Here is a 21,632-nt window from a genome sequence, read left to right as displayed (position 1 = left end):
AGCTTATTTTGGACGCAGATCTAATAGTACAAATATTGTTTGCCGCCATTAAAACTGGTACCCCTTTACTCTTTATCGCTTTGGGAGAAGTTATCTGTGAAAAATCTGGCGTATTGAACCTTGGCCAAGAAGGTATGATGCTAATGGGAGCGGTTGTTGGTTTCCTTGCTGCATATGGCTCAGGCAATATGGGGTTTGGTATTATCGCCGCTATGGTGATGGGGTCAATTATGAGCTTGATTTTTGCCGTATTGGTTCTTCACATCGGCGCCAATCAAGTTGCTACGGGCCTTGCCTTAACTATTTTCGGCACTGGTTTAAGTGCTTTTATTGGTGCTGATTTCGTTGGCCAAACCATTCAAGGCTTCCAACCAATCGCGATCCCACTTCTTTCTGATATTCCTTATGTTGGTCAAATTCTGTTTAGCCATGATATTTTGGTGTACTTTTCTTTCTTCATGACCGCCCTATTAGTTTATGTTGTCAATAAGACTCGTATCGGTTTGACATTAAAAGCAGTAGGCGAAAACCCACATGCTGCTAACGCCATTGGTATTAAGGTACTAAGAGTTCGTTATTTAGCGGTTATGTTCGGTGGTGCAATGGCAGGAACCGCTGGCGCTTATATGTCTTTAGTTTACACACCTATGTGGGTTGAAGGTATGACAGCAGGTCGCGGCTGGATCGCACTGGCTCTTGTTGTATTTGCATCATGGCGCGTTGGCCGCATTATGTTAGGTGCTTACCTTTTTGGCTTAGCTAGTATCATGCATTTGGTTTTACAAGGATTAGGGTGGTCAATTTCTCCAAATTTACTTGCCATGCTGCCATATGTTGCAACCGTCGTTGTGATGGTAATCATAGGCGCGGACCACTTTAAAGAAAAATTACTAGCGCCACGATCTCTGGGCAAACCTTTTGACCCAAGAAACATGGCATAACTCTCAATTTTAATAACGACTTCACGATTGAAGAAAAACGCCTACGGGCACAAATAGGAGCTAAAAATGAAATTTAAAAGTTTACTAGTTGGTCTAGGACTTTTAGCAGGAGCAAACGCTGCTCTGGCTGAAGATCCATTAAAAGTTGGATTTGTCTATGTTGGCCCTGTTGGCGATTTAGGCTGGAGTTACGAGCACGACTTAGGCCGTAAAGGGCTAGAGGAATATTTTGGTGACAAAGTAGAAACAACATTTGTAGAGAACGTTCCTGAAGGCGCGGATGCAGAACGTGTAATCACTCAATTAGCTAAAGCAGGTAACGATCTAATCTTCACAACCTCTTTTGGTTTCATGAACCCAACGATTAAAGTGGCAAAACGCTTCCCTAACGTGACGTTTGAACACGCAACAGGTTACAAGCTTTCTAAAAACGTAGGTACATATGTACTACGTACTTATGAAGGTCGTTATGTTTCTGGTACAGCAGCGGGGATGATGACGAAAACTGACACGATCGGTTACATCGGCTCTTTCCCAATTCCTGAAGTAATCCGTGACATCAACTCAACTTTCATGGCCGCTAAAAGCGTTAACCCTAACGTAAAAATGAAAATTGTTTGGGTAAACTCTTGGTATGATCCAGGTAAAGAAACAGATGCAGCTAATGCTCTAATGGATCAAGGCGTTGATGTTCTAATTCAACATACTGACAGCCCAGCACCACTTATTGCTGCTGAAAAACGTGGTTTACGTGCAATTGGTCAAGCATCTGACATGAGCCAATTCGCACCTGAAGCACACATGTTTTCTGTTCGTGATAACTGGACACCTTATTACATCAACATTGCGAAAAACGTAATGGATAAGACGTGGGAACCAAAAGATTACTGGGGTGGATTTGCTGATGAAATTTTAACAATTGAATCTATCAATCCAAATCTTCCAGAAGCGGTTAAAGCAAAAATCAGCTCTACTTTTGCTGCGATTAAATCAGGCGAACTTAAACCATTCACTGGTCCAATCAAAGACAATAAAGGTAACCTAGTTGTTAAAGCAGGCCATTCAATGACGGATGTAGAGCTTGCTCAAGTAAACTGGTACGTTGAAGGTATTACAGACGAAGTTCCTCACTAGTCGAATTTTAAAAACCTCTCTCTGAGATGCTTGTTGTGTATAGTCGGTATTAATTACTGGCTGTACACAATACTTTATATCCCGCATTTATAGTAAATTCAGCTATTCCTAAGAATCTTCTTTTTCATATTCGTTTTTATTGTATATTTCCAATCAAGCGACTGAAAATTAATATAAAAAATTATTCGAAGACCACTAAACGTTATTAACACACACACACGATATGGCCATTTTATGAACACAACAAAAGCATTGGTTGCCTTAGCACAGAAAATGCCAAAGACTGAACTTCACCTACACATTGAAGGTACTTTCGAAGCCGATCAAATGTTTGCTATCGCTCAACGTAACAAGGTTGATCTAAAATACAAAACCGTCGAAGAACTGAAAGCGGCGTATCAATTTACACAGCTCCAAGATTTTTTAGATCTCTATTATCAAGGTATGTCGGTACTTTTACATGAAGTAGATTTTTACGATTTGACCATGGCTTACTTAGAAAAAGTACACAGCGAAAATGTCGTTCACGTAGAGATATTCTTTGACCCTCAAGGGCACCTCTCTCGAGGTGTTCCGTTTGAGATTCAAATCTCTGGTATCTATAATGCATTGCAAGATGCAGGAAAAAAATGGGGAATGACATCTAAGCTCATCATGTCTTTCTTACGACATTTAAGTGAAGAAAGCGCATTTGAGACACTGGAGCAGGCAAAACCTTTTATAAAATGGATTGATGGTATTGGTCTTGATAGTTCAGAGCTAGGTCATCCACCTAAAAAGTTTACTAACGTATTCAAAGCTTGTCGTGACTTACGCTTAAAAATAACAGCCCACGCCGGTGAAGAAGGCCCTCCGGAATACGTATGGCAAGCAATTGACATCATTAAAGTGGATCGCATCGATCATGGTAACAGAGCATTAGAAGACGAACTTCTGATCGCTGAAATCAAAAAACGTGATCTCACGTTGACCGTCTGCCCTCTTTCTAATTTAAAGCTATGTGTTGTCACTGATATGAAACAACACCCTATCAGAAGCATGCTAGAGCTTGGCTTAAACGCTACTATAAATTCAGATGATCCAGCCTATTTTGGTGGCTACATGAATGACAACTACACCGCTCTAATAGAAAAAACAGGCATCAACAAAGAAGAACTTTTTCAACTGGCTAAAAATGGTATTTCCTGTAGCTGGATGGATAAAACAGCGAAAGAAATCCACTTAAAGCAACTAGATAATTTATTTCATTAATTACGTTCACTTTCTTTAAATTCTAACGCCATAAACTCAAACGATAAAAAGAATGACCCAATAGGTCATTCTTTTTTAATCTCTTGTTTTCATGTGTTAAGATCCTTCTTTTTTATAATTCGAGCTAAATTCATGACCGCAACAACAATTTTTGATGACTCTTTCTACCGCCTACCAAGTAGTGAACGCTACACTCAAGTGATTGCGGCCATCAAAAAAGGTCAATCTATATGGGCTCTAGCGGATGCCGAGGGCTGTTTAATCATTGACTTAGGCAGTGACAAAGTACTGCCTGTTTGGCCATCAAAAGCGATGGCTACGGACTGGGGCAGAGCAGATCATGAAGGATTCAACGCATTAGAAATTAATGCCGAAGACTGGCCTGAAAAGTGGCTTCCTGGGATGCAAAGTGATGGTTTCTCTGTTGGAATTTCGCCAAACTTAGCAGGTGAATGCATCGTCTCTTCAGCAGAAGAACATGCCTTTGACCTAAACGCCAAATAAATTCAGTTTTATCTAGCGGTTAGTCTTAAGACGCATGGATATGCGAAAAACCACCTTTCGTTTGAAACAAGCAAAGATACAATTTGCCGTATGTCTTTGCTTGTTTTCTGTGCTTATTATTTATTTCGCCCCTCTTTTTTCACAAATCGCTCAAGCCTTTCCAGAAGCAATAAAAACACAGTCAATCGCACCGACAAGCATAATGGTGATGCAAGAACACGACCATGAAAAAATGGGACATCACCTTCAAACAAGTAATATCAAGCAAACGTCTGCTCAAATCTCAGACAAACATGTTTCTATTAATGAACACAGTGGCCATCAGGGTCATCATGCTGAAGGAGCAGCCACCAATCTATTAGAAGCCTGTGGTTATTGCGCATTACTGTTTCACTTAAGCTGGCTTGATGTGAAAACCTTTAACATCACTCCAATCAAACCAATCCATTACCCAAACTTGGTATTTTCAACGGTTTCGCGTAAATACCATTTACCTTTCACCTCTATTTTACCAAGAGCGCCACCTCACCTAACAAGTTAACTCATCAGTCAATACATAACATGACGCCTCTTCTTTTTTGCTTTGATCACCAAGCAAGAATACGCGTTTGTGTACTTTCACAACTTTAGGAAAGTGAGTTTTTAACTCAAAGGCTTTGTATTGCCCTTTTCTAGTATGAGAACAAACTATGCCAACAAATATAAATAAGACAGCATCCGAATCATCTTCGAACGCTATGCTTTTATTAATAACAAGATTACATTTTTATATTGGTTTCTTCATTGGACCATTTATTTTTATTGCGGCGTTAACAGGCACCCTCTATGTGATATCTCCTCAGATAGAAAATGCCATCTACAAAGATGCATTAACTACTCAAAGTACAGGTGAAATACAATCACTTGCAGCACAAATCACGTCAGCACGATCTTACTTGCAAGAAGATCTTAAACTCTTTGCAGTTCGACCAGCGCCGGAACAAGGCGACACAACACGAGTTATGTTTTTAGATTCAACAGCCGGATTTTCTGGTGCTCGTGCCTTATTCATTGATCCGGTTACCCTTGAATTAAAAGGAAACTTGCCTGTTTATGGAACCAGCGGTGTATTACCGATTAGAACCGCTATCGATTATTTACATCGCCAACTTTTATTAGGTGAAGTGGGTCGCTATTACAGCGAACTAGCGGCGTCTTGGTTATGGATTGCTGCATTAGGTGGTTTGTTTCTATGGTACAAAGGTGGCAAGAAAAACACTGCAGAAGCCGCTAAAAAAACAGAGTTACTAAACAAACGAAGACGCCACTATCAAGTCGGGTTATGTTTATTTATCGGTCTTATTTTTGTGTCTATCACTGGATTAACTTGGTCCAAATGGGCTGGAGGAAATATTGGTACTTTGCGTACTAGCATTGGCTGGGTAACTCCCTCTGTGTCTTTAAACCTAGCACAGAAGAGCGATGAAATAGTTTCTTCAGACGAGCATGCACATCATCAGAATGTCGAGTCAGAACCCCATGTTTCGACTCACAGCATTAATACAGATCTTTTGTTTGATGGCGTATTAAAAAGTGCTCGAGATGCAGGTATTGATTCCAATATATTAGAAATCAAACCATCAAAAGGAGAAGGTAAAGCTTGGTTCGTTCGTGAAATTGACCGCTCGTGGCCAACTCAAGTTGATAGCGTTGCTGTTGATGCAAGTACTATGACAGTAACCAGTCGTGCCGATTTTAAAAATTTCCCTTTAGTAGCAAAATTAATTCGTTGGGGAATTGATACCCACATGGGTATTTTATTTGGTGTCGTTAACCAAATTATTCTCGCGGCATTTGGCTTATCTTTATGCTTCATGATTATTTGGGGCTACAAAATGTGGTGGATACGTCGCCCTTCTGCAGCGTCTACGTCAAAGCCGCTAACTCAAGCATGGAAAAAACTCTCAACACTGCAAAAAACTATGACCTTTATTATTGCTATTGCATTAGGCGTCAGTTTACCAGTAATGGGGGTGAGTCTATTAATTTTCCTACTGATTGATATTTGGCGAGCTAAGCGCGCTTAAGATTTCAATAAGTACTACTAGAGTGTCTATTGAGCTTTAAACTAAGTTCAATAGACCTTCTTATACACTGTGTCTTACCCTTTCCTCTTATAGTTTCTGCTGGCACCTCTGCTCGTTATCAGTAGAATACGCTGTAATCAAATTAGTATTAGAATCCGACTCTATGGACTTACAAGCCTTATCCACGCTATCAGAACGCCTCTTACTTAAGTTAGAACAGCAACCTCAGGGTGCCCAACGGTTATTTCATGGACGAGGTAAATGCTTTCCAGGATTGGAGCACATCACCATTGATTGGTTAGACGGGCAAGTATTAGTCTCTCTTTTCAAAGAATCATCCGACGAATTTTTAATACAATTAAACCATGACTTAATCAATTGGACGTCTCAACCTGAGTGGGTTTCAAGTAAAGCAACATCTCTACTTTTACAACATAGACACCAAGAAAAAAGCCCAACAGAGTGCTTATGGGGAGATTATAAAGCCTCTCAAGTCGTCGACGAAGATGGTCTTCTTTTCCAATTAGATTTAGGTAAGAATCAAAACTCAGGCCTCTTTCTAGACATGCGCTATGGACGCCGTTGGGTCAAAGACAACAGTCAAGATAAACGAGTGCTTAACCTATTCTCTTATACTTGCGGTTTTTCTGTCGCTGCTATTACTGGTGGTGCAGATTTCGTCGTGAATTTAGACATGGCAAAAGCGGTATTAAGCCGTGGACGCGACAATCATCGATTGAATAAGCACGACATAAACAACGTGAAATTCTTTGCTCATGATATTTTTAAATCTTGGGGGAAAATCAAAAAATACGGTGAATACGACCTTATCATTATAGACCCACCTACTTTCCAGCGCGGCAGCTTTGCTCTCACTAAAGACTACCAAAAAATATTACGCCGCTTACCAGATTTGCTGACAACGAATGGTCAAGTGATGGCTTGTGTTAATGACCCAACACTTCCTGCTCAGTTTCTTATTGATGGCATGAATGAAGAAGCACCAGAGCTTGTTTTCCAATATCGCTTAGACAATCCACCAGAGTTTCAAGATATTGAGATTGAAAGTGGCTTGAAGGCACTTATATTTCAAAGAATACTTTCAGATAACGCTTAACAAAGGGAAATACTATGTCTAAAACTACCGTGACATTTGAATACGAAAAAGAAACGAAGAACAGCGTACGATATCAAGAAGTGCCAGAAGAAGGTAAAGCGCCAATAATGGGGACTCTCTATGTACAAAAATGGTTTGCAGGCAGTACAAAAAACCTAGAGATAACCATAGAAAAGAAAGACTAGTTTTTAAACGCCGCAGTAATCATAACAATGATATTATTACTGCGGTTTTACTCTGTCGCTATTTCACTTTTATCATTGGCGCCTTAATCGGTAAAAAGCTCCCTACTAGAGTTCCTACAGAAATACACACTAATGCAATCACCAAACCTGTTGTCACAGGTTCTCCAAATAAAGGCACTGCAAACACACTTGCTAGCATTGGAACCAAAGCCATCAAGGCTCCCATTTTAGTGGCCCCCAATATATGCACCGCTTTACCATAACAAACAAACTGTACTGCAATCGCCATAACACCTTGATAGAAAGCTTGTAGTGCAATCATGCTATAAGCAACGCCTTGAAAGGCATTAGAAAGCTGTGTAAGGTAATAAGGAGTGAAGACCAAGGTTGTTACAGTAATCACTCCTAACGTGGCATGCCATGGTGCAAATCTCCATCGTCTAAGTAAGACAGTAAAAATCCCCCAAAATAAGCAAGATACAACAAAACTGATATCACCAACCAAATAAGACACACCAGACAGTAACGTTTCTAACAGCAAAGCTAGAATCCCTAAACTACTAATACCAATGCCAATCCAAGCAAATCTAGTATGCCTTTCTCCAGCCAAAAAATACGCTAATACAGCAATCATAATCGGCATCAAGCCAGGTAGCAGTAATGCAGCGTGGGTTGCAGGTGCATATTGAAAACCGTTAAATACAGACAGAGAATATGCTAAACCGCCAATCGATCCCAAAATCACCATACGCCATTGAAAAATGGTTTTTCGATGAATCCAAATAGCAGGACAAAACAAAACAAACGCCGTACCAAATCGAATCATCATCATGTCAGGTAAAGACAATGAAGCCAGTGCTCCTGCCCGTGAGATCAAAATAAAACCAGTCCAAATAAGAACGGCTACGAAGGCGTAGATATAACCCTGCATCATTGTTTTGCTGTTGCTCTGTACTAGACTATTCATACCTATGAAATCTCTATCGTAAAAAAACGCTGTTAAGTATACCCTTCATCAATACCTAGAAAGTAGCTTGCAAGTAAATATGCCACATTTAAATTAAGACTAGACTTCAAAAAATTAAAATTTCACTCTATAAATACAATACGTTATTAATTTCTTGCACGACTATTTTTAATAAACTTTCTTTAGAAGCAGTGCAATTTTGGTTAAAAAAAGGGCCAGTTCGTGAAATCAACTGACCCTTTTCGTATTTATAAGCGAGTAGCTATATTTAACTGGATGCCATACCGCCAGTTTTAAACGATTCACGAAGGAACGCACCAGTATCCGTATAGTGTCTCAATAGTATCTCTACAGCTAGATCGGCTTTCCGGTTGATAGTGGCATTAAAAACCTCATCATGCTCATGACGAACATCACGAGAATTATAATTAGAATTTTTTTCCGCTAAAAAACGATAACGTATATTCTGATCATATAAATTATTGCAGTAGCTTAATAGAATTGGCGACTGGCACGCCTCTAATAAACACATATGAAACGACTTGTGCATAGGCTCCCAAATATCAAAGTCTTCCATGCTTGTTCTTGACAGTCGATGATGAAGTAAAACCAATTTTTCTTCCCAGGCATCACCGCCTAACTCTATACTTTTACGTAAGGCAAGATCTTCTAAATTACAGCGCAGCATAAAAATTTCATTGAAATTTTCAGCACTGACAGCAGAAACTCGAAATCCTTTCTGATCAATACGATCCACTAACTTATTCGACGTTAAAAGGCTCAAAGCTTCACGAATAGGAGAAGCGCCAGTATCAAATAGTGGCTTTAATGTTTCGACTTTTAATCGCTCGCCGGGGGAAAATTCACCTTTGATAATTTTTTGTCTCAGCTCTTGATACACTCGATCGATGGCTGTTTTTGTCATGGACTGATTGCTGTTTGGAATGATCTCTACACCCGTCATTATGTTCTAATTCTCAAAATGGTTCAGTCTTGGAAAAATGATATTAAATCACTAAACCAAGACCGAAGTTCTAATATATTATTTACTCTCTGCTGGCCAAATACCCATCTCTTTATAGGCTTTTATTGCACCTGGATGATAAGGAACCACATTTTTTTGGACCATATTTTCTGGCACATATCGATTAAAGGCACCAAATGATTTTGCTAAAGCCGCTTTATTCGAAGCCATTGTTTTTACTAATTTATACACTACATCATCAGGCACATCTGCACCAGAAATCAAATAAAAGTCGACTTCTATCATATTTGTTGGATTTTCAACAACACCAGTTAACGCAGGTGATGGCTTCATACTAACGATACGTGCTGACGGTAGGTTTTTCTCAACTTCCACTCTAGCAAGTTCATTATCATTTAAGCTAATGTAACGCCAACCGTCACTCATGGTTGCCATAGCTTTTTTACCTGCACCAACATTCATAGGTACCAAAGCCGCATCAACTCGATTTTCTTCTAACGCACCCAATGCTGCAACAAAATTTGGTGTTGGTACTTTTCTCGTTTCATCAATATTTAAAAAACCAGAAGCTAATGCAGCATTAGAGTAAAAATGGAAAGTTCGTCCCGAATTATAACCTGATGGTAATCGTTTACCTTTTAAATCTGCGATTGATTTTACATCTGAATTAGTCGGAACAGCGAAGGAAGTCTGAGTTGGAATAACAGCACCCACTAAACGTAGATTTTTATTTTCATGCCCTTCAAAATTTTCCATGCCTAAATACGCAAATGTCGCTTCCCCACCATTAGACAAACCAAAGGCAAGACGCCCTCTATTTAACAAAGGAATATAAGTAGAAGAGCCAGCATAAGGCGCTACTCGATATTGCTCTCCTGTTATTTCTACCATGGTTTTGGATAACGCGGCACCCATAGAATAAAATAAAGAACCTTGCTGATTTGTCCCAATACCGTAAGTTGCAGCGTTAGATAAACCAGAGCACGTCATTACCAATGTTGCACATATCACTAATGTTTTTTTCATTTTAATCACCTTATTTTATTTATTTTTATGTGTTTTGTGTATTTATATGATTTTTTTGAGAATACGCGAGCCAAGAAAGAAACATCACACCTAACACTATAGCCATGATGGAAGGCAAGTAACCAAGATTAACCAGAGATTGAGGAGCCATAGTAATGACACCAATTAATACTAATATTAGGCGTGCAGAGGCTTTTAATCGTTTTGCAAAATACCCGACCATAGCAACAGAAATAAAATGCACCGCTGCAACAATAATAATAAAGGTCAGAATAATGTCGATCGTATCTGCATCCATCAATAATGCGGGTGTAAAGATAAACAATAGAGGCACAAAATAAGCTAGCCAACCGAGCTTCATAGCTTCTACCCCCGTCTTCATGGGCTCATCTTCCGTAATTGTTGCTGCGGCAAAGGCAGCCAGTGCAATAGGCGGTGTAATCATCGACATCATGCCAAAATATAAAATAAACATATGCGCCGCTAAAGCAGGTATACCAGCCTCTACTAGCGCTGGAGCGACTAACGCTGCCAATAAAACATAAACACCTGTGGTTGGCATCCCCATTCCTAATACGATGCAAACAAAAGCTGAAATTAATAATAGAATGGCTAAACTGCTCTCCCCTAACTGAACCAAAGAAAGCGTCAAAGCAAAACCACCTGATGAAATATTCAGCAAGCCAATAACGAGACCTGCCCCAGCCACGATCATCATGAGTTCCATCACCGTATAACCAGTGTCTGGAAAAGAAGTGCAAAGAGATTTAGCCGTTAATTTATGTCCCTGATAACTGCGCAACGATCCTAAGATGATCACAGCAACAGAACCATACAAGGCAGCTAATTCAGCGGAGGTGTTATGAGCAAACATTGAATATAGCAAGACGACAAATGGGAGGATAAAATGCCAGCCTTCAAACAATACTTCTTTAACCGATTTCACTTCCACATCACTGCTAGTGATGTTATCTCGTGCTGCAATTAGATCAACTTGAATAAAAACAGAGATGTAATACAACAGAGCTGGTAATAAGGATGCAACAACCACTTCGCTATAAGGAATTTCTAACGTTTGCGCCATTAAAAAAGCAGCAGCGCCCATAATAGGTGGCATTAATTGCCCGCCAGTAGATGCAATCGCCTCAACAGCTCCAGCTTGAACCCCTGTATATCCAGATCGTTTCATTAAAGGAATAGTCATGACACCTGTGGTCACCACATTAGATACAGCACTGCCTGAAATAGAACCAAACATAGCAGAACCGACTATAGAAGTTTTTGCTGCGCTTCCGCGTCTTTTACCCATAGAGGCCATAGCCAAGTCTATGAAAAATTCTCCACAGCCTGTTCTTACCAATAATTTCCCAAAGAAAATAAAGACAATAACAATCGTAGCCACCACACTAATAGGCGTACCTAATAGTGCATTTGGGTCAAAGGTTAGATAAACAGCGATTTCGCTTAAAGAGCTTTCTGTGCCCGTTAGTGGTGAAGGTATTAAATGACCAAATAGACTGTATAAAAAAAACACACCCACTACACTAAGTAGAATCCAACCGGTAGTCTGTCTAATTGTATCGGCAATAATTAAAAGAGAAAGAAAGCCAAGAATCTGCATCTCTGTTGTTAGGTAAGGAAAATCCATTTGGAAACGTTGGTACTCCCACCCTATCCAGGCAAAAGTCCCGAAAGAAATTAATGCAAAAAAATACTGGAGCGGTTTATTGCCTTTTTTTCGGGTTAAATATACCAAAGTACAGCCAGTACCCAGTAGCACGGCCAAAAACTGTGTTCTTGCTACTTCTATTTCGAGTAGCAGGGGCAGTTGTAAAGCCCATAAAATACTTAAAATTGGAATGCAGGCAGCTATTATTTTTGTACATTTCTGCATGTTATGTCTCTCTTATTTTTATATAAAACACTAACTAATAATGATCAATCAGAACTATCAAAGAATAGTACTGTAGAGCAATGGCATGAATTTGATCCAGCTAAAGCCATTGCTCCTATTACTTATTTACTCGTCTGCCACTGTATTTATTAATACACCCAGCCCTTCGACTTCAATTTCACACACATCACCTGGTTTCATGAATACTGGAGGGGTTCTTGCGTAACCAACACCTGCAGGTGTTCCTGTTACAATTACATCACCAGGCATTAATGTCATGCATTCACTCAGCGTCGCAATAAGATAATCAACAGGAAAAACAAGGTCTCTAGTATTAGCATTTTGCATTACTCGGCCATTTAGTCGAGTTTGTATTTGAACTTCTTTCATACCTAAAGGCAGCTCATCACTAGTCACAAGCTCTGGACCAAAAGCTCCTGTCCCATCAAAAGTTTTACCAATCGTCCATTGAGAGCTTTTACGTTGATAATCACGAATCGTAGCATCATTAAAAATGGTATAACCAACGATATGATCAAAAGCATCTTCTTCCGATATATGGCGACCTTTTTTGCCAATAATGACTGCGACTTCACCTTCATAATCAAGACGATCAGAACATTTTGGTCGAATAATATATTGTTTATGTCCGATAAGAGACTCAGCACCACGGAAGAAAATTTCTGGGTATGTTGGAGTCTCAGCACCACCTTCGGCAGCATGAGCAGCATAATTTCTACCAATACAAATGATTTTTGGAGGTCGAGCAATAAGAGGGGAAAATTCTACATTTTTATAAGGCTTGCGAGCTTCTTTCGGTGCCTTGCTAGCTTCCGCTTTAATCTTAACCATTAACTCAGGACCGGCTTGTAAAATAGCCAACAAATCTTGAGGTAATTCTGGCATTGCAATGCTCAGATCAATAATGTCATTTTGATCGCGTACACCAATTCTACTTTCACCGTTGTCTATAAATGAAACAATTCTCATAAGGATTCCTTTTTATTATCGATTTTTTATACTTTTATATTAAAATATAGATTATTACAAATAAAAAACAAATAAAAACGTTATTTTGTTTTATTTGAATTAAAATCGATTTTGAAGTATAAAATTCATCATCATAAAAATGAACCGTTACGGAGTAAAGAATGTCCGATTATTACGTTAAAAAATTATCAGTAGCACTCAACCTTAAAGATGCATCCAACATTCTAGACACAGCACTAAAAGTTGGGCAAGAAGCGGAGATGTTGCCTTTAACAGTTGCGGTTCTCGATGCTGGTGGTCATTTATTAGCAATGAAACGAGAAGATGGTAGCGGCATTATGCGTGTTGATATCGCCATAGGCAAAGCATGGGGAGCACTTGGCATGGGGATTTCTAGCCGAACCATTCGCGATAGACTTGCCAATCGCCCTGCTTTTCAATCCGCATTAGGAAGCGCGGCGCAAGGCCGTTTTATCCCGGTACCAGGTGGCGTGCTCATTTGTAATAGTAATCAAGAAGTCATTGGCGCAGTAGGAATAAGTGGTGATGCTTCCGATAAAGACGAATATTGCGCTATTACAGCAATCAATCAATGTCAGTTTACCTCTCATCCCGAGACGCCAATTGAAAATTGGTCTGAAGCTGGACTTTAAACCGGAGAAGGTACACTTCTATCCATTGCTAAAGTCGCTTAGGTTTATTAAAGCCCTAGCGGCTAAGCCCCTCCTCCGTAACATCCACTGACCTTACAGAAATAATTACTGTTTTATTTAGGTAAAACATAACCACAAATAACGATATTTTATTTTATATTGTAATTTTAGCGATATTTATTGATTTTAAAACATTAAAACGCTATTTTTAATTCATTGTATGAGGCTATGAAAAATCAACTCACGGTAAATTCCCATCAAAGGTATTTTCTGAAAATACAATTTAGGTAACAAAAATAATAAAAAGCATTGCCACAACAGTCTTAGATTGAAGATGTAATTCAAGCAAGAATCGACTCTATATTCGCTATCTTGTTACACAGCAATGCTTCTATAACAAACCGTGGAGGAAAATATGTCACGTTGGACCAATATTATTGAAGACTTACTGTCTCGAGTATCTGATATCGGTAATACAATTCTCGTTAACTCTAATACGGATTCTGAAAAGCTTTGCCTATCACAAAAATGCCTAGCATTATTGTCGAATGTTGGTGAAGCAACCGGCCTGGCTCGCTCAAGAGATATTTTAGAAGATTACAAGAAACTCGATAAAAGCGAACAATTAGCTTTTTTCCAGCAAGTCTATACTGATTTCGGTGTCGATGAAGCTCTACTACGGAAAACCGTAAACGAGTGGCTGCTTCATCCTAAAAAAATAGAAGCCAGGCAAATCCATTCACTGTCAGAACCTCGATCTCAAGAACTTATCCGTCGTTTAAATCTCGCTTATGGTGGCACAGCCTCTTTAGTTAAAATGCGTGAAGATCTACTTCAGCATACAAAAGAAGACCCTAGTTTATTGGCGCTAGATAAAGATTTTCAACACTTATTTACCTCTTGGTTTAATAATGGTTTCCTACGCCTAGAACGTATTAACTGGTCAACGCCAGCAACCATCTTAGAAAAAGTAATTGCCTATGAGGCCGTACATGAAATACAAGGTTGGGATGAACTGAGACTTCGTGTTGCAGCAAACGATCGTCGTTTATATGCTTTTTTTCATCCTTCTCTCTCTGATGAACCTCTTATATTTGTTGAAGTGGCTTTAACTAATGACATGCCGGATCAGATCTCAAGCATTTTAGCAGGAGACCGTGAAAGCCTAGACCCTCATTTTGCAACCACAGCTGTTTTTTATTCTATTTCAAACTGTCAAACAGGATTAAGAGGAATTTCATTCGGAAATTTCCTAATCAAACAAGTCGTGGAAGAACTAAAAAGGGAATTACCTAACTTAAAACGCTTTGTCACTATGTCTCCGGTTCCTGGACTACGTCGTTGGATCGATTCCAAACCGACATTAAATAAAAACATGCAATCATTAGTAAATGAGTTAACGCCACTCACCAGTAAGCCGGATAATGCATTTATAGAAAAAAACCATCACTCCCTCTATCAGCTTGTCTCTTATTACTTATTGGAAGCTAAAAACAAAAAAGGCGGTCCATTTGACCCTGTGTCTAAATTCCACTTGGGGAATGGCGCAAGGCTAGAGCAAATAAATCTCTGGGCAGATAACTCAAAACGAGGGTTTTCAGGCTCTTGGGGAATTATGGTGAACTATGAATATGACCTCAATAGCATAGAGATAAACCACGAACACTTTTTACGTGAAGGCATTATTAGCACGTCACCAACGATTAAACGTTTGAATAAAAATTCATAAGGGAGAAGAACATTGTACCCATTAAATTATTTAGCCAATCAACTTAGTAATGCCTCCGAAAATGATAAGAGTCGTGTTTTTGCAGTATTACCAGACAATACAGAAATCAATTATGGTGATTTATTTGAAAATGCAGAAAAAGTAGCGGCTGCATTAGTTGCCTCAGGCTTACAGCCTGGTGACCGGGTTGCCGCACAAGTTGAAAAATCGATTACGACTATTCAACTCTACTTAGGATGCGTGATCGCTGGTGGCGTTTTTTTACCACTCAACACAGACTATACACCGCCAGAGGTTGAGTATTTCTTGGTTGATGCAAGTCCGACTATCTTCGTATGTACTCCAGAAAAAGAAGGCGCATTAAAACCAGTAACAATCAAAGCGAATGTAACAACAGTATTAACACTTTCACCTGATGGCAAACAAGGCTCTCTGGTCGACGCTTGCGCAGCTCAACAGACCGGTTTTGAAGCTATTCCAAGAACAGCTGATGACCTTGCTGCAATTTTATATACATCTGGCACAACAGGTCGTTCAAAAGGTGCCATGCTAACTCATAAAGCACTGGCGTCTAATGCTCACACACTCGCCAAAGTATGGCATTTCTCTGAAAGTGATCGACTTATTCACGCTTTACCTATTTTTCATATACACGGTTTATTTGTTGCTATTAACGTTACTCTTAGCGCTGGATCTTCATTATTTCTTTTACCTAAATTCGATATCGATACCATATTAAAACTTTTTTCAGATGCTACCGTATTAATGGGCGTTCCCACTTTTTACGTACGATTGTTAAAAAGCCAAGCTCTTACCCATGATGCTGTTCAAAATATGCGTTTGTTTATTTCCGGTTCTGCACCCTTGTTAAGTGAGACACACGCACAATGGCTAGATAAAACAGGACATGCCATTCTAGAACGTTACGGTATGACTGAAACTAATATGAACACCTCAAACCCTTATGTGGGTGAACGTCGCCCAGGTACAGTTGGAAAACCCTTACCGGACGTTGAAGTAAAAATCACACACCCAGATACGGGTGAAACTTTGCCTATTGATGGCATTGGTCATATCCAAGTTCGTGGCCCAAATGTGTTCTGTGGCTATTGGAAAATGCCTAAAAAAACAGCAGAAGAACTCAGTCCAGACGGATGGTTCTTAACAGGAGATATTGGCGTTTTAGATGCCAGCGGTTATTTATCAATAGTTGGTCGATCTAAAGACCTTATCATTTCAGGTGGTTACAACGTCTACCCAAAAGAAGTTGAATTGATTATTGATGACATAAATGGTGTTGTAGAATCTGCCGTTATTGGTGTACCGCATCCAGATTTTGGTGAAGCTGTCGTGGCGGTTGTCATCACTAAAGATGATGTTAATGAAGAAAAGATTAAAAGCATTACTAAGCAAAATCTTGCGGGATACAAACAACCTAAAAAAGTCATTTTCATAGACGAACTGCCAAGAAATACAATGGGGAAAGTCCAGAAGTTGGCACTAAGAGAACGTTTCGATGACCTTTACCCTAAGAAATAATTAATTAGTAAAAATACACATTCTAATGATGTAAGTACGAACTTAGAATGTGTATTTCTCTCCTCATTTACCTCTTTTAAACCCCATATAAAGCACTTATGTAAATTAACTTAAAGCCCTTTGAGCGCGATTAAAATAGCTACCTATACTTAACTTATGAATTATCGTTAGTACGTTGATTCTATTTAAAAATATAGTTTATTTTATATACAAAGGATTAATAATGTTATTAAAGCATTTGCTGACATCAGGTTTATTTAAACAAGGAGCATCCTATTTATACCCTCGCTCCTTACTACTTTTTGCCACTATTTTCCTGACGGCTTGTAGCTCAACCGCTAACGAAAATGTTGCTAAATCAACACATACTCATGATGGCACATCACACAGCCATAATGAGTCTACAAAGACAGCATCAACCACATCTCAAATGAATCTGTCTCAATTCAACCGAAGCGCTATGATAAAAGAGCCTGAAGTGGTTTCTTGTTCGTTAGAGAATGGGGATAGGGCGAAATGTGCAAAGCTAGTTGTTAAATACCTACCGGATAATATTGCAATTGGGCCTTTTTGCCCTGACACCCTAAGTGACGAAGGTGGTATTTGGAAATGGGATGGTGATGAAGAAGGCCTTTATCGTGTTGATGAAACTTTTTTACGTATGCTAAATGCGCAAGGTTATAGTTTTTATGATGAAGATGGAAAAGTTCACATCACTAATAACGCTACGACTCCGCCTGAATATGATCACTCTTGCATTAATGTCGTTGCTGACAAAAAAGTCACTATGACCCTACTTATTCCGACAGAACCGGTTATGGCGGATGAAGTAAGTAATCTAGGCGTCGTTAGTAAAGTGGGAATTTCTGTCTCTGGCGTGCCTATTTTTTCAGATGCACCCAGCGTACTAGAAACAGGTCACATGCCAGTGCTTGATACCTGTTCAGGTCATGTTGATCCAGGCGGTTGGTACCACTACCACGGAACAGCAAGTGATATAGACACTGTTTATGATCATGAAGATGTAACAGCCGGCTGTAATTTATCTCAAAGCTCATCCGCCCTATTCGGCTATGCCTTTGATGGTTTTGGTATTTACGGAAGCACAGATGAAAATGGAAAAACGCCGACTGATCTAGACACTTGTCACGGTCATGTAGGCTATGTTCCAGGAAAACCAAAAGAGCTGTATCATTATCATGCTTCAAAAGACTTTCCAAATTTACCTGAATGTTTAGTCGGTGTAGTGGCTAAGAATAATTTTTCTACTACGGCTGAAGCCGGTGTTGGTGCTGCACAATCAGATCGAAATGGCCCTCCTTCTAGTGGCCCTCAAGGTCAATCAAAAGAAGGTCAACAACAGGGTATGCAAAGCCAAAACGGACAACAAGGTACGCCTCCTGGATTTGACGATGCAGCTGAAAAATTAGGTATATCAACAGAAGCCCTTTTAAACGCGATGCAAGAGGCAGGCGGGCCAAGAGCGGATCTTGCTAATGTGGCGAAAGCATTAGGAATAACAGAAGCTGAATTAAAAGCCGCTTTGCCTGAGCCTCCAGGTAGGCAAAGAAATTAAAAAACAATCAACTATCTATAAAAAGCCTCACTCAATGGAGAGTGAGGCTTTTTTACAATATTTTTTCATTCTTTATAAGAGAACAATTATATTAACGCCCTTTCCAAGGAACCAATTTTTTCTCCAGATAACGCATAAACATATCAAATAAATAAGCAATAATACCAATCACGATAATGCCCATAATAACCACATCGGTTACCAAGAATTCAGCAGCATTCAAAACCATAAAACCTAAACCAGCTTGCGCGGCCACCATTTCAGCGGCCACTAAGGTTGTCCAACCAAAACCAACACCAATACGCAATCCAGTTAAAATCTCAGGTAACGCATTAATCAAGATAATATGACGAATAACCTGCCAACGGCTCGCCCCCATAGAATAAGCAGCATGAATTTGTTCTATAGCGACTGACTTAACACCGGCACGAGCACTCAAGGCAATAGGTGCAAACATTGCTAAGTAAATCAGTGTCACTTTTGATACTTCGCCAATACCCAACCAAATAATAACCAAAGGCAAATACGCTAGTGGTGGTAATGGACGGTAAAACTCAATAATCGGGTCAAATAGACCTCGTACAATCCGATTAACCCCCATGAGTATTCCAATAGGTACCGCGGTAATAAGAGCAAGGAAAAAAGCAGAAAACACCCGCATCATGCTCCAGCCCGTATGTTCAAGAAGCGTTGCATTACCAAAACCTTCCGTTGCCACTTCCCAAAAACGCTGAATGACAGAAATAGGAGAAGGTAAAAAAAGCGGCTTAACCAGTTGGAAATACGTCGCTATATGCCAAACGAATAAAAGAGTGAAGGTTGTAAATAAACTAATGGCTAAGCTTTTTCCTTGCCCCGGTGCACCGTATGATTCGCCCGGTTTTACCGGCCCAGCGGCAAAGATAGAGAAAAAGCGTTTTAGTAACGTCGAATTTTGCTCAGTTACATCCTCAGTCATTGGAAGAGTTTTGGCATTCGTTAGGTCTAATGAGTCCATTGGATCAGTTAATTTTTTCATTAGTGAGCACCTCCGTTTTCTGCTTCATCACCGTGAATGATGCCCAACACCTTTTCACGCATTTCAATAAATTCTGGCATAGATTTCACTTGCCGAGCGTCTCGAGTTTCAAGGAAAATTTTATTAAAATTCAAAGAAAAATCATGAGTAATACGTCCAGGACGAGGCGACATAATAATTAAGCGAGACGCCATAAATAAAGCTTCTTCAACACTGTGCGTAATAAAGAACATCATTTTTTGTGTCTCTTGCCACACTTCTAGCAAAAGCTCTTGAAGTACCTCTCGTGTTAACGCATCCAACGCACCTAAAGGTTCGTCTAACAATAACATTTGTGGATCATTGGTTAACCCTCTTGCAATACCAACACGCTGCTGCATGCCGCCTGAAAGCTGATAAACAGGATGGTTATGAAAATCTTCTAAGCCAACTAACTTCAAAAAATCAGCTGCTCGCTCATTACGCTCTTCCTTACCAACACCTTGAAGCTTCAAGCCAAACGCTGCGTTATCTAATACATTGAGCCAAGGTAATAAGGCATGCTTTTGAAAAACAACACCACGGTCTTGTCCCGGCCCTGTAATTTGATCCTTGAGTTCCAATCCACAAGCAACACGAGGCAAACCAGATATACCACTGTCACCTAAAGTAAGATAACCTTCACTTGGTTGAATAAAACCTGCCATCAGATTTAACAAGGTTGTTTTACCACAACCTGATGCGCCTAAGGCTACAACGAATTCACCCGGTTCTATTTGAAAATTGATTCCAGAAAGAGCAGTTACGGCTTCGCCACCGTTCATCCCTGGAAAACGGACAGACACGTCATGAATTTGTAATCGGCTCATAGCTTTACTCCAATAAACTGCCTATAAATTAAGTTGTTATTTCAATCAAACTGACGATGAGTATCAGCTTGATTGAAACTAGCCTTATCTAAGATAAAAAAACTAGATAAGACAAACAAAATAAAACCTTAGAATTAAAGTTTTGATGCCGCTTCAGCAAAAGATGGATTAACAAAAACACCGTAATCATCAGCAAGCGAAGGTACCTTGCCTTCTTTTTTCAAGAATTCAGAAGTGAACTGCAATGCTTTTGCTGCACCGCCCTCTGCACCACAACCTAACCAAGCACAGCTCGTTTGTGATGCTAAATCAGGAAATTCATAAAGAGCCAATACACCAGGCACGTCTTTAGCGGAGCCACCTGTCATTTTAGCGATATTTTTAACCATCATAGATTCTTCAGTTAGAGACTCTTTACTTGTTCTGTATTCTGAATCTGCATCCGCAATCAATTTGATTAACTTAGCAACCACTTCTGGTTTTTCTTCACCAAATGATTTATTAATCACCATGCCATCAAACGTTGCTTTACCCCATGCACTAAGGTCACCAGAACTGATTAACACCTGACCTGATTGTTTGATACGGCCCAACGCTGGATCCCAAATGAAAGCACCATCAATGTCACCACGTTCCCAAGCGGCTGCAATAGCATTAGGTTGCATGTTTAACAAACTTACGTCTTTTTCAGTCAGGCCGAATTGCTCAAGTGCAAACAACATATGGAAGTGTGTTGTTGATACAAATGGCACCCCTATTTTTTTACCTTTAAGGTCTTGTGGTGCTGAAATACCTGAACCGTTACGAACAACCAAGGCTTCTGCGTCATTGATATTTTCTAAAATCCATACAAGCTCAATCTCTAAACCGCGGTTTACCGCCGCTGCAATAGGGCTAGAGCCCGCCGTGGCAATATCAATATCACCTGATGCCATTGCTGTAATCACCTTCGCACCAGAGTCAAAGCGGCGCCATTCAACGTCCATGCCTGTTGCTTCTTCAAATTGTTTCTCTGCAATTACAGATTTCCATGGATTCATCATGCCTTGATAGCCAATTGTGACCGTTTCGGCGCTAACGAATTGGGACAAAACAAGACCACCAGCAAGAACTGACAGTGTTACCGTTTTCTGAACAAGTTTAGTAATGCTTTTTGCTTTCATTTTGAGTCTCCTTGGATGTGAAGTCGGTTAGAACACCTTCACAGTA

General features: G+C 39.7%; 20 protein-coding genes. 12 read left to right on the top strand and 8 right to left on the bottom strand.

Translation table 11 applies throughout. The features are described from left to right. Positions 1-8: 8 nt before the first annotated feature. The 8 genes from IF202_RS11520 to IF202_RS11485 all read left to right on the top strand — a co-directional run bounded on the left by IF202_RS11520 (position 9) and on the right by IF202_RS11485 (position 7,198). Positions 9-941, top strand: a complete 933-nt coding sequence (locus IF202_RS11520) for an ABC transporter permease (protein ID WP_191595044.1) — start codon at positions 9-11, stop codon at positions 939-941. A 66-nt stretch (positions 942-1,007) separates the two neighbouring features. After that, complete coding sequence (locus IF202_RS11515; RefSeq protein WP_191595043.1) at positions 1,008-2,075, top strand: BMP family ABC transporter substrate-binding protein; 1,068 nt, start codon at positions 1,008-1,010, stop codon at positions 2,073-2,075. 234 nt (positions 2,076-2,309) lie between these two features. Continuing rightward, positions 2,310-3,326, top strand: a complete 1,017-nt coding sequence (locus IF202_RS11510) for an adenosine deaminase (protein ID WP_191595042.1) — start codon at positions 2,310-2,312, stop codon at positions 3,324-3,326. A gap of 132 nt (positions 3,327-3,458) precedes the next feature. Then, the gene (locus IF202_RS11505) at positions 3,459-3,830 is read left to right on the top strand and encodes a DUF2750 domain-containing protein (protein WP_191595041.1); all 372 of its coding nucleotides are present in this window, start codon (positions 3,459-3,461) and stop codon (positions 3,828-3,830) included. Between the two features lie 40 nt (positions 3,831-3,870). Further along, complete coding sequence (locus IF202_RS11500) at positions 3,871-4,371, top strand: DUF2946 domain-containing protein (RefSeq protein ID WP_191595040.1); 501 nt, start codon at positions 3,871-3,873, stop codon at positions 4,369-4,371. A gap of 148 nt (positions 4,372-4,519) precedes the next feature. Next, positions 4,520-5,896 (top strand): PepSY-associated TM helix domain-containing protein, encoded by a 1,377-nt coding sequence (locus tag IF202_RS11495; RefSeq protein WP_191595039.1) that lies wholly within the window; start codon positions 4,520-4,522, stop codon positions 5,894-5,896. A 163-nt stretch (positions 5,897-6,059) separates the two neighbouring features. Continuing rightward, positions 6,060-7,013, top strand: coding sequence for a class I SAM-dependent methyltransferase (locus IF202_RS11490; protein WP_191595038.1), 954 nt, complete (start codon positions 6,060-6,062; stop codon positions 7,011-7,013). 14 nt (positions 7,014-7,027) lie between these two features. Continuing rightward, positions 7,028-7,198 (top strand): hypothetical protein, encoded by a 171-nt coding sequence (locus tag IF202_RS11485; protein ID WP_191595037.1) that lies wholly within the window; start codon positions 7,028-7,030, stop codon positions 7,196-7,198. Positions 7,199-7,256: 58 nt separating this feature from the next. Here the strand turns inward: IF202_RS11485 and IF202_RS11480 are convergent, their stop codons facing one another. From IF202_RS11480 to IF202_RS11460, 5 genes are all read right to left on the bottom strand, one after another. Next, positions 7,257-8,165: a DMT family transporter gene (locus IF202_RS11480; RefSeq protein WP_191595036.1), complete on the bottom strand. Its 909-nt coding sequence runs from the start codon at positions 8,163-8,165 to the stop codon at positions 7,257-7,259. A 268-nt stretch (positions 8,166-8,433) separates the two neighbouring features. Next, entirely contained in the window at positions 8,434-9,129 is a 696-nt protein-coding gene (locus IF202_RS11475) for a GntR family transcriptional regulator (protein ID WP_235963464.1), read from the bottom strand. A gap of 78 nt (positions 9,130-9,207) precedes the next feature. After that, a complete protein-coding gene (locus tag IF202_RS11470) occupies positions 9,208-10,176 on the bottom strand; it encodes a TAXI family TRAP transporter solute-binding subunit (protein ID WP_191595035.1) in 969 nt (322 codons plus the stop codon). A gap of 25 nt (positions 10,177-10,201) precedes the next feature. Continuing rightward, a complete protein-coding gene (locus IF202_RS11465) occupies positions 10,202-12,070 on the bottom strand; it encodes a TRAP transporter permease (RefSeq protein WP_191595034.1) in 1,869 nt (622 codons plus the stop codon). A 126-nt stretch (positions 12,071-12,196) separates the two neighbouring features. Beyond that, the gene (locus IF202_RS11460) at positions 12,197-13,060 is read right to left on the bottom strand and encodes a fumarylacetoacetate hydrolase family protein (RefSeq protein WP_191595033.1); all 864 of its coding nucleotides are present in this window, start codon (positions 13,058-13,060) and stop codon (positions 12,197-12,199) included. Between the two features lie 161 nt (positions 13,061-13,221). On the opposite strand from IF202_RS11460, the gene IF202_RS11455 reads away from it, so the two are divergent. The 4 genes from IF202_RS11455 (at position 13,222) to IF202_RS11440 (ending at position 18,557) form a co-directional block, all read left to right on the top strand. After that, positions 13,222-13,713 (top strand): GlcG/HbpS family heme-binding protein, encoded by a 492-nt coding sequence (locus tag IF202_RS11455; RefSeq protein WP_191595032.1) that lies wholly within the window; start codon positions 13,222-13,224, stop codon positions 13,711-13,713. 415 nt (positions 13,714-14,128) lie between these two features. Next, positions 14,129-15,442, top strand: coding sequence for a malonyl-CoA decarboxylase (locus tag IF202_RS11450; RefSeq protein ID WP_191595031.1), 1,314 nt, complete (start codon positions 14,129-14,131; stop codon positions 15,440-15,442). 12 nt (positions 15,443-15,454) lie between these two features. Beyond that, positions 15,455-16,981, top strand: a complete 1,527-nt coding sequence (locus IF202_RS11445) for a malonate--CoA ligase (RefSeq protein ID WP_191595030.1) — start codon at positions 15,455-15,457, stop codon at positions 16,979-16,981. A 223-nt stretch (positions 16,982-17,204) separates the two neighbouring features. After that, a complete protein-coding gene (locus tag IF202_RS11440) occupies positions 17,205-18,557 on the top strand; it encodes a YHYH protein (protein ID WP_191595029.1) in 1,353 nt (450 codons plus the stop codon). A gap of 91 nt (positions 18,558-18,648) precedes the next feature. Here IF202_RS11440 and IF202_RS11435 read toward each other — a convergent pair whose 3' ends face one another. From IF202_RS11435 to tauA, 3 genes are all read right to left on the bottom strand, one after another. Beyond that, the gene (locus tag IF202_RS11435) at positions 18,649-19,575 is read right to left on the bottom strand and encodes an ABC transporter permease subunit (protein ID WP_191595028.1); all 927 of its coding nucleotides are present in this window, start codon (positions 19,573-19,575) and stop codon (positions 18,649-18,651) included. Beyond that, a complete protein-coding gene (locus tag IF202_RS11430) occupies positions 19,575-20,423 on the bottom strand; it encodes a taurine ABC transporter ATP-binding protein (protein ID WP_191595027.1) in 849 nt (282 codons plus the stop codon). The genes IF202_RS11435 and IF202_RS11430 overlap by 1 nt, the downstream gene beginning before the upstream one ends. Before the next feature lie 134 nt (positions 20,424-20,557). Then, positions 20,558-21,586 (bottom strand): taurine ABC transporter substrate-binding protein, encoded by a 1,029-nt coding sequence (gene tauA, locus IF202_RS11425; protein ID WP_191595026.1) that lies wholly within the window; start codon positions 21,584-21,586, stop codon positions 20,558-20,560. Positions 21,587-21,632 lie beyond the last annotated feature (46 nt).

The sequence above is a fragment of the Marinomonas colpomeniae genome, assembly GCF_014803385.1.
Classification (GTDB): domain Bacteria; phylum Pseudomonadota; class Gammaproteobacteria; order Pseudomonadales; family Marinomonadaceae; genus Marinomonas; species Marinomonas colpomeniae.
Note: the sequence above shows the minus strand (reverse complement) of the source record. Positions and strands in the feature narration are given on the sequence as shown.

Excerpts from the sequence above, each read along its gene's own strand:
- IF202_RS11515 (WP_191595043.1), top strand. The coding sequence starts at position 1,008 with ATGAAATTTAAAAGTTTACTAGTTGGTCTAGGACTTTTAGCAGGAGCA.
- IF202_RS11510 (WP_191595042.1), top strand. The coding sequence starts at position 2,310 with ATGAACACAACAAAAGCATTGGTTGCCTTAGCACAGAAAATGCCAAAG.
- IF202_RS11505 (WP_191595041.1), top strand. The coding sequence starts at position 3,459 with ATGACCGCAACAACAATTTTTGATGACTCTTTCTACCGCCTACCAAGT.
- IF202_RS11500 (WP_191595040.1), top strand. The coding sequence starts at position 3,871 with ATGCGAAAAACCACCTTTCGTTTGAAACAAGCAAAGATACAATTTGCC.
- IF202_RS11495 (WP_191595039.1), top strand. The coding sequence starts at position 4,520 with ATGCCAACAAATATAAATAAGACAGCATCCGAATCATCTTCGAACGCT.
- IF202_RS11490 (WP_191595038.1), top strand. The coding sequence starts at position 6,060 with ATGGACTTACAAGCCTTATCCACGCTATCAGAACGCCTCTTACTTAAG.
- IF202_RS11485 (WP_191595037.1), top strand. The coding sequence starts at position 7,028 with ATGTCTAAAACTACCGTGACATTTGAATACGAAAAAGAAACGAAGAAC.
- IF202_RS11480 (WP_191595036.1), bottom strand. The coding sequence starts at position 8,165 with ATGAATAGTCTAGTACAGAGCAACAGCAAAACAATGATGCAGGGTTAT.
- IF202_RS11475 (WP_235963464.1), bottom strand. The coding sequence starts at position 9,129 with ATGACGGGTGTAGAGATCATTCCAAACAGCAATCAGTCCATGACAAAA.
- IF202_RS11470 (WP_191595035.1), bottom strand. The coding sequence starts at position 10,176 with ATGAAAAAAACATTAGTGATATGTGCAACATTGGTAATGACGTGCTCT.
- IF202_RS11465 (WP_191595034.1), bottom strand. The coding sequence starts at position 12,070 with ATGCAGAAATGTACAAAAATAATAGCTGCCTGCATTCCAATTTTAAGT.
- IF202_RS11460 (WP_191595033.1), bottom strand. The coding sequence starts at position 13,060 with ATGAGAATTGTTTCATTTATAGACAACGGTGAAAGTAGAATTGGTGTA.
- IF202_RS11455 (WP_191595032.1), top strand. The coding sequence starts at position 13,222 with ATGTCCGATTATTACGTTAAAAAATTATCAGTAGCACTCAACCTTAAA.
- IF202_RS11450 (WP_191595031.1), top strand. The coding sequence starts at position 14,129 with ATGTCACGTTGGACCAATATTATTGAAGACTTACTGTCTCGAGTATCT.
- IF202_RS11440 (WP_191595029.1), top strand. The coding sequence starts at position 17,205 with ATGTTATTAAAGCATTTGCTGACATCAGGTTTATTTAAACAAGGAGCA.
- IF202_RS11435 (WP_191595028.1), bottom strand. The coding sequence starts at position 19,575 with ATGAAAAAATTAACTGATCCAATGGACTCATTAGACCTAACGAATGCC.
- IF202_RS11430 (WP_191595027.1), bottom strand. The coding sequence starts at position 20,423 with ATGAGCCGATTACAAATTCATGACGTGTCTGTCCGTTTTCCAGGGATG.
- tauA (WP_191595026.1), bottom strand. The coding sequence starts at position 21,586 with ATGAAAGCAAAAAGCATTACTAAACTTGTTCAGAAAACGGTAACACTG.